Raw genomic sequence first — 6,000 nt, 5'->3', positions numbered from 1 at the left:
GCCGGCTCGTCGTGCGCCCGGCCCACCGCGTGCGCGCCCGGCTCGGCGACCCGCGGCACGCGCGGCCAGAACAGGGCCCGCGACCGCCGGCCCGCGACGAGCAGCAGCAGCGGCAGCAGCGTGAACGCCGCCAGGTACGCGGCGGCGATGCCGAGGGCGCCCACGGGGCCCAGCGACCGGTTGGACGCGAGGTCCGAGAGCAGCAGGCAGAGCAGCCCGGCGACCACGGTGCCCGCGCTGGCGGTGATCGGCTCCAGGCTGCGGCGCAGCGCGCGGCGCATGGCGGCGGCCGGCGCCTCCACCGTCCGCAGCTCCTCCCGGTACCGGGCCACGATCAGCAGCGCGTAGTCCACGGACGCGCCGACCACGAGGATCGACAGGATGCCCTGCGCCTGGCCGTTGAGCGTCAGCGCCCCGGCGTCGGCGAGGTGGTAGACGGCGAGCGCGGCGGCGCACAGCGCGAACACCGCCGTGAAGATCACGGCGAGCGGCAGGAACGGGGACCGGTAGACCAGCACGAGGATGACCAGCACGGCCCCGAGCGCGACGAGCAGCAGCACGCCGTCGATCCCGCCGAACGCGTTGGTCAGGTCCGCGACGAACCCGCCGGGCCCCGTGACCCAGGCGCGCAGGCCCGCCTCGCCCGAGGAGTCGGCGGTCGCGCCGAGCTCGTCGGCGAGGGTGTCCCGCACGGCCTGCACGGCCGCGCCGACGACGCTCTCGTCGTCGGCGAGCGAGGCGTCGGCCTGGTCGGCGTCCAGGGACAGCGGCACCAGCAGCGCCTCCCCGTCCTGGGACGGCACGACGACGGGGTCGCCCGTGAGCACGTCGCCGAGCGTCGCGGGGTCGCCCGCCGCCGGGTCCGCGCCCGGCAGCGCCACGTCCGCGAGCCCGTCGACGACCGGCTGGACCGTCGCGATCGCGGACGGGTCCAGCGGCCCGCCGTCCTCGGCCTCGAGCACCACCAGCACGGGCAGCGACTCGGACTCCGTGAACGCGGCCGACGCCTCCGCGGCGCGCGTCGACTCCGCCGACGAGGGCAGGAACGCCGCCGCGTCGTTCGTCTGCACCTGCGAGAGCTGCCCCTGGGCCATGCCCCCGAGCGAGCCCACTGCCAACCACCCCGCGGCGACCGCCAGCACAGCCAGTCCCCGCCCGATCCCCCGCGCCCGATCCCTCAGCATGCTGAGCACTATGCGGGATGCGCCGCGTTCCGGCAACATGAGCCCGGGGCAACCGCCCAGCAGGAGGAGAGGGAGCAGTGGAGCGCGACGCCGGAGGGCCGCAGGAGCACCCGCGGTGGCAGGCGATGGCAGCACCGGAGCCGAGCGGCTGGCCGGTCGGCCGGCTGCTCTCCGCCGCCGCGCGCCGGGTCGAGCGCGACTGGAACGCGCACCTCGCGTCCTGGGACCTCAACCACGCGAGCCAGCCCGTCCTGGTGATCCTGCTCCGCGGCCCCCGCACGCAGGCGGAGCTCGCGGCGATGTGCGACGTCACCGAGCAGACGATGAGCCGGGTGCTGGCGCGGCTGGAGCGGTCCGGCTACGTCACCCGGACAGCGCACGCCACCGACCGGCGCAAGCACCAGATCTCGGCCACCGACGCCGGGCGCGCGGCCGTCCTCGCGGCCTCCGACCCGGTCGCCGCCGAGGCGATGGTCACCGACGGGCTGACGCCGGAGCAGGTCGACCAGCTGCGGGCCCTGCTGCTCCTGGTCGCCCGGCGCTGACGACCCCTCAGCGCCCGGGCACCGTCCCGTCGCGCTCGAGTCGTCGCAGGTCCACCGCGACGCGGCCCGCCCAGGCGTCCACCTCGTCGAAGTCGCGGAAGTCGCCCGCCTCGGCCTCGATCATCGCGACCAGCGCCCGCTCGGCCAGCCCGAGCTCCTCGCGCGCCAGCCGCCCGCCGAACGACACGACGTCCCGCGCGGCCACCCGCCGGGCCACCACCCGCACGTCGTCGGGCTCGGCCGCGGGCAGCGGCGGCTCGCCGACCCGCCCGGACCAGAACAGCCACGTCGGCCGGTCCGCGAGCTGCGCGCCCTGCCGGTCGACCAGCTCCCGGAGCGCCGCCGCGAGCCGGCCCACGTACACCGCCGAGCCGAGCACCACCGCGTCGTACTCGTCGACGGAGCCGACGTCGTCGGGCTCGACCTCCGCCACGTCGTGTCCCGCGGCCCGGAGCACCTCCGCCACCTCGGCGCCGATCTCCCGCGTGCTGCCGTGCCGCGACGCCACCGTCACCAGGACCCGCATGGTCGCCTCCCCCGCGCCCCGTGGGGCGGCCCCGCGCCGCGCCCGTGCTCCCAGCGTCACCCGGACGGAGCAACGGTCACCAGGGACCTCGGTCCCGCGACGCCCCGCCGGGTCCTGGCCGGGCGCGGCACCGGGGTCCCGACCGGGCGACGGCGACGCCCCGCGCGCCGGTAGACTCCCGGGTCATGGCCCGTGAGAAGAACCCGACCGCCGGCGCGGCCGCGAAGCCCGCGAAGGTGAAGAAGACCCGGTGGTACCACCAGGTCTGGCAGGCGTACCAGATGACGCGGGAGCAGGACCCCGCGGTCACCTGGCTGATCCTCGGGGTGTTCGTCGGGATCATCGCGCTCGGCCAGGTGCTGGCGCTGTTCTTCCTCACCTGGTGGTACCTGCTGCTGCTGAGCATCCCGTTCGCGCTGCTCGCGGCCATGTTCACCCTGACCCGCCGCGCCGAGCGCGCCGCGTACGGTCGGATCGAGGGCCAGCCCGGCGCCGCGCTGTCGGCGCTCGGCACCATCCGCCGCGGCTGGACGTTCGCGCAGGAGCCCGTCGCGGTCGCCCCGCGCACCCAGGACCTCGTCTACCGCGGCGTCGGCCGCCCGGGCATCGTGCTGGTCGGCGAGGGCCCCGCGAACCGCATCGGCAAGCTGCTCGAGTCCGAGCGCAAGCGCACCGCCCGCGTGCTGCAGGGCGTGCCGATCACGCTGATCGAGGTCGGCCGCGAGGAGGGCCAGGTGCCCCTGCCGCAGCTCGCGCGCAAGGTCCAGCGCCTCAAGCCGCAGCTCACCAAGGCCGAGGTCGGCGAGGTCGTCAAGCGGCTCCAGGCGCTCGGTGCGGTCAAGATGCCGGTGCCGAAGGGCGTCGACCCGATGCGCGTCCGCCCCGACCGCAAGGGCATGCGCGGCCGCTGACCCGCACGCACGCACGCGCCCGCACCCCGTCCGGGGGTGCGGGCGCGTCCTGCTTCTCCTGCGGCGCCCCCGCCCACGCCCACCCACGCCCGCCTCGCCGAGATGGCAGCTCTCGGCTGTGCGCCGGCGTATCGGGACAGCCGAGAGCTGCCATCTCGGCGAACGCCGCCCGGAGGCGTGGGCAGGGGCGCGGCGTGGCGGGCAGTGGCGTGGAGCGGTCGCGCTGCCGGTCAGCGGCGGACGATCGCGGTGCCCGCGGAGCGGTCGTGCAGGCCGCGGCCGTCGGCGTCCCAGACCACCGCGGGGATGACCAGGCAGAGCAGCACCGTGCGCACGAGGGCCAGGAGCAGGTTCGGCGGCGCGTCCGGGCCCGCGTCGGCGGGGCGCGCGTCGGGCCGGGCCACGAGGGCCGGCGGCCGCACCCGCCGCACGCGGATGCCGAGCAGCCGGTGCCCGAGCGTGCCGCCGACCGTCCCGACGAGCAGCACGTTCTCGACGGCGAAGACCGCCAGCGTCCCGAGCTGCTGCGCGTCGGCGGGCAGGAAGACGTTCGCGATCGCGAGGCAGGCGAACCAGTCGATCAGCAGCGCGATCAGCCGGCGGCCCAGCGGCGCGAGCGACCCGCTGCCCGTGGCGGGCAGACCCAGCCGGGAGCCGCTCGGCGCGTTCCCGTCCCCCACGGGCGGCCCCTCGAGCCACGAACCGACGTCCTCGCGATCGACCATGCGTCAACGGTAACCGCCCGTCGTGCGGCCCCGGACCGGGGACGTCACGTGCCCGCAACACGGATCGGGGGTGACGTAACACGGCGGAAACAATCGGTACACCGGCGGGAAACTGGGCACCCCTAGCCTCGTCGGAGCCCGGTGAGGGCACGTCAACCCGAGGAGCAGCGGATGTTCAGCACGCCAGAGGAAGTCCTGGCCTTCATCAAGAACGAGGACGTCAAGTTCGTCGACGTCCGGTTCTGCGACCTGCCCGGCGTGATGCAGCACTTCAACGTGCCGGCCGCGACCGTGGACGAGAACTTCTTCGTCGAGGGCCAGATGTTCGACGGGTCGTCGATCCGCGGCTTCCAGGCGATCAACGAGTCGGACATGAAGCTGCTCCCGGACGTGACGACGGCGTTCGTCGACCCGTTCCGCACGGAGAAGACCCTCTGCCTGAACTTCCACATCGTCGACCCGTACACCGACGAGCCCTACACCCGCGACCCCCGCCAGGTCGCCGCCAAGGCCGAGGCGTACCTGCGCTCGACCGGCATCGCGGACACGGCGTTCTTCGCCCCCGAGGCCGAGTTCTACATCTTCGACGACGTGCGCTTCGAGACGAAGCAGAACGCGGCGTTCTACTCGATCGACTCCATCGAGGCCGCCTGGAACACGGGCCGCGTCGAGGAGGGTGGCAACCTCGGCCACAAGACCCCCTACAAGGGCGGCTACTTCCCCGTCCCGCCGGTCGACCACTTCGCCGACCTGCGCGACAAGATCTCGCTCCAGCTGGACGCCCTCGGCCTCAAGGTCGAGCGGGCGCACCACGAGGTCGGCACCGCCGGCCAGGCGGAGATCAACTACCGCTTCGACACGCTCGCCAAGTCGGCCGACAAGGTGCAGCTGTTCAAGTACGTCGTGAAGAACGTCGCGCACGCCGACGGCCGCACCGCGACCTTCATGCCGAAGCCGCTGTTCGGCGACAACGGCTCGGGCATGCACGTGCACCAGTCCCTGTGGAAGGACGGCAAGCCGCTGTTCTTCGACGAGAAGGGCTACGGCGGCCTGTCCGACCTCGCCCGCTGGTACATCGGCGGCCTGCTGAAGCACGCGCCGGCGCTGCTGGCGTTCACCAACCCGACGGTGAACTCCTACCACCGCCTCGTCCCGGGCTTCGAGGCCCCGGTCAACCTGGTGTACTCGGCCCGCAACCGCTCCGCGTGCATCCGCATCCCGGTGACCGGCTCGAACCCGAAGGCCAAGCGCATCGAGTTCCGCGTGCCGGACCCGTCGTCGAACCCGTACCTGTGCTTCGCGGCCATGCTGATGGCGGGCCTCGACGGCATCCAGAACCGGATCGAGCCGCCGGAGCCGGTCGACAAGGACCTGTACGAGCTGCCCCCGGAGGAGCACGCGCTCATCCAGCAGGTCCCGGGCTCGCTCGGCGAGGTGCTCGACAACCTCGAGGCCGACCACGACTGGCTGACCGCCGGCAACGTGTTCACCCCGGACCTGATCCAGACCTGGATCGACTACAAGCGGTCCGCGGAGATCGACCCGATCCGGCTGCGCCCGCACCCGCACGAGTTCGAGCTCTACTACGACGTGTAAGCGTCAGGGTTCGAGGCTGCTCCCTTGAGCGCCTGACCTGCACGAACGGCAGCCCCGTCACCCTCGTGGTGGCGGGGCTGCCACTTTTTCTGCCACAACCGCGTGCGCCAATTGCCGCGATGTCCCGGCTCCCAACCGTGCCCGGCATGCACACGCGCACCACGCCCCTGCCCCCGGTGGACCTGGCCGACCCGATCTGGACGGTCGAGCACGTCGCCCTGGCGTTCCGAGTCGGGATCCGAGCCCCCCCGCTCGCTGATCGCCCGCCCGGATTTCCCGGCCGCGTTCCGGCTCTCGGAGGGCCGCACGGCGCGGCTGTACTGGCGCCGGGAGCGGGTGCTCGACTTCGTCGACGCCGTCGCCACGGCCACCCCCCTGCAGGCGACCCCGGCGCCCGTGGCACCCCGACGGGCGGCCACCGCGGGCGAGCCGGCACCCGCCGCCGCGGCCGCCGACCCGGACCTCCCGCGGTACGCCGGAACCGACGACGACGCCCTGGCCGCCGGGTCGCGC

The 6,000-nt window shown here is 74.2% G+C and carries 6 protein-coding genes; 3 read left to right on the top strand and 3 right to left on the bottom strand.

Annotated features, from left to right (window positions below; translation table 11 throughout):
• A partial coding sequence (locus FA014_RS02810; protein ID WP_230322818.1) for an MMPL family transporter occupies positions 1–1,094 on the bottom strand: 1,094 nt, incomplete at its 3' end.
• Between the two features lie 167 nt (positions 1,095–1,261).
• Here FA014_RS02810 and FA014_RS02805 point away from each other — a divergent pair.
• Positions 1,262–1,729, top strand: coding sequence for a MarR family winged helix-turn-helix transcriptional regulator (locus FA014_RS02805; protein WP_230322817.1), 468 nt, complete (start codon positions 1,262–1,264; stop codon positions 1,727–1,729).
• A 7-nt stretch (positions 1,730–1,736) separates the two neighbouring features.
• Here FA014_RS02805 and FA014_RS02800 read toward each other — a convergent pair whose 3' ends face one another.
• Positions 1,737–2,255, bottom strand: a complete 519-nt coding sequence (locus FA014_RS02800; protein ID WP_154728194.1) for a flavodoxin domain-containing protein — start codon at positions 2,253–2,255, stop codon at positions 1,737–1,739.
• 185 nt (positions 2,256–2,440) lie between these two features.
• On the opposite strand from FA014_RS02800, the gene FA014_RS02795 reads away from it, so the two are divergent.
• Positions 2,441–3,166: a DUF4191 domain-containing protein gene (locus tag FA014_RS02795; RefSeq protein WP_154728193.1), complete on the top strand. Its 726-nt coding sequence runs from the start codon at positions 2,441–2,443 to the stop codon at positions 3,164–3,166.
• Positions 3,167–3,396: 230 nt separating this feature from the next.
• Here FA014_RS02795 and FA014_RS02790 read toward each other — a convergent pair whose 3' ends face one another.
• Positions 3,397–3,891 carry an RDD family protein gene (locus FA014_RS02790; RefSeq protein WP_154728192.1) on the bottom strand — a complete coding sequence of 165 codons (495 nt, stop codon included), beginning with the start codon at positions 3,889–3,891 and terminating at the stop codon, positions 3,397–3,399.
• A 171-nt stretch (positions 3,892–4,062) separates the two neighbouring features.
• Between FA014_RS02790 and glnA the strand changes: the two genes are divergently transcribed.
• Positions 4,063–5,487, top strand: a complete 1,425-nt coding sequence (gene glnA / locus FA014_RS02785) for a type I glutamate--ammonia ligase (protein WP_154728191.1) — start codon at positions 4,063–4,065, stop codon at positions 5,485–5,487.
• Positions 5,488–6,000: the final 513 nt, after the last annotated feature.

It is taken from the genome of Cellulomonas hominis (assembly GCF_005239125.1).
Classification (GTDB): Bacteria; Actinomycetota; Actinomycetes; order Actinomycetales; family Cellulomonadaceae; genus Cellulomonas; species Cellulomonas hominis_A.
Note: the sequence above shows the minus strand (reverse complement) of the source record. Positions and strands in the feature narration are given on the sequence as shown.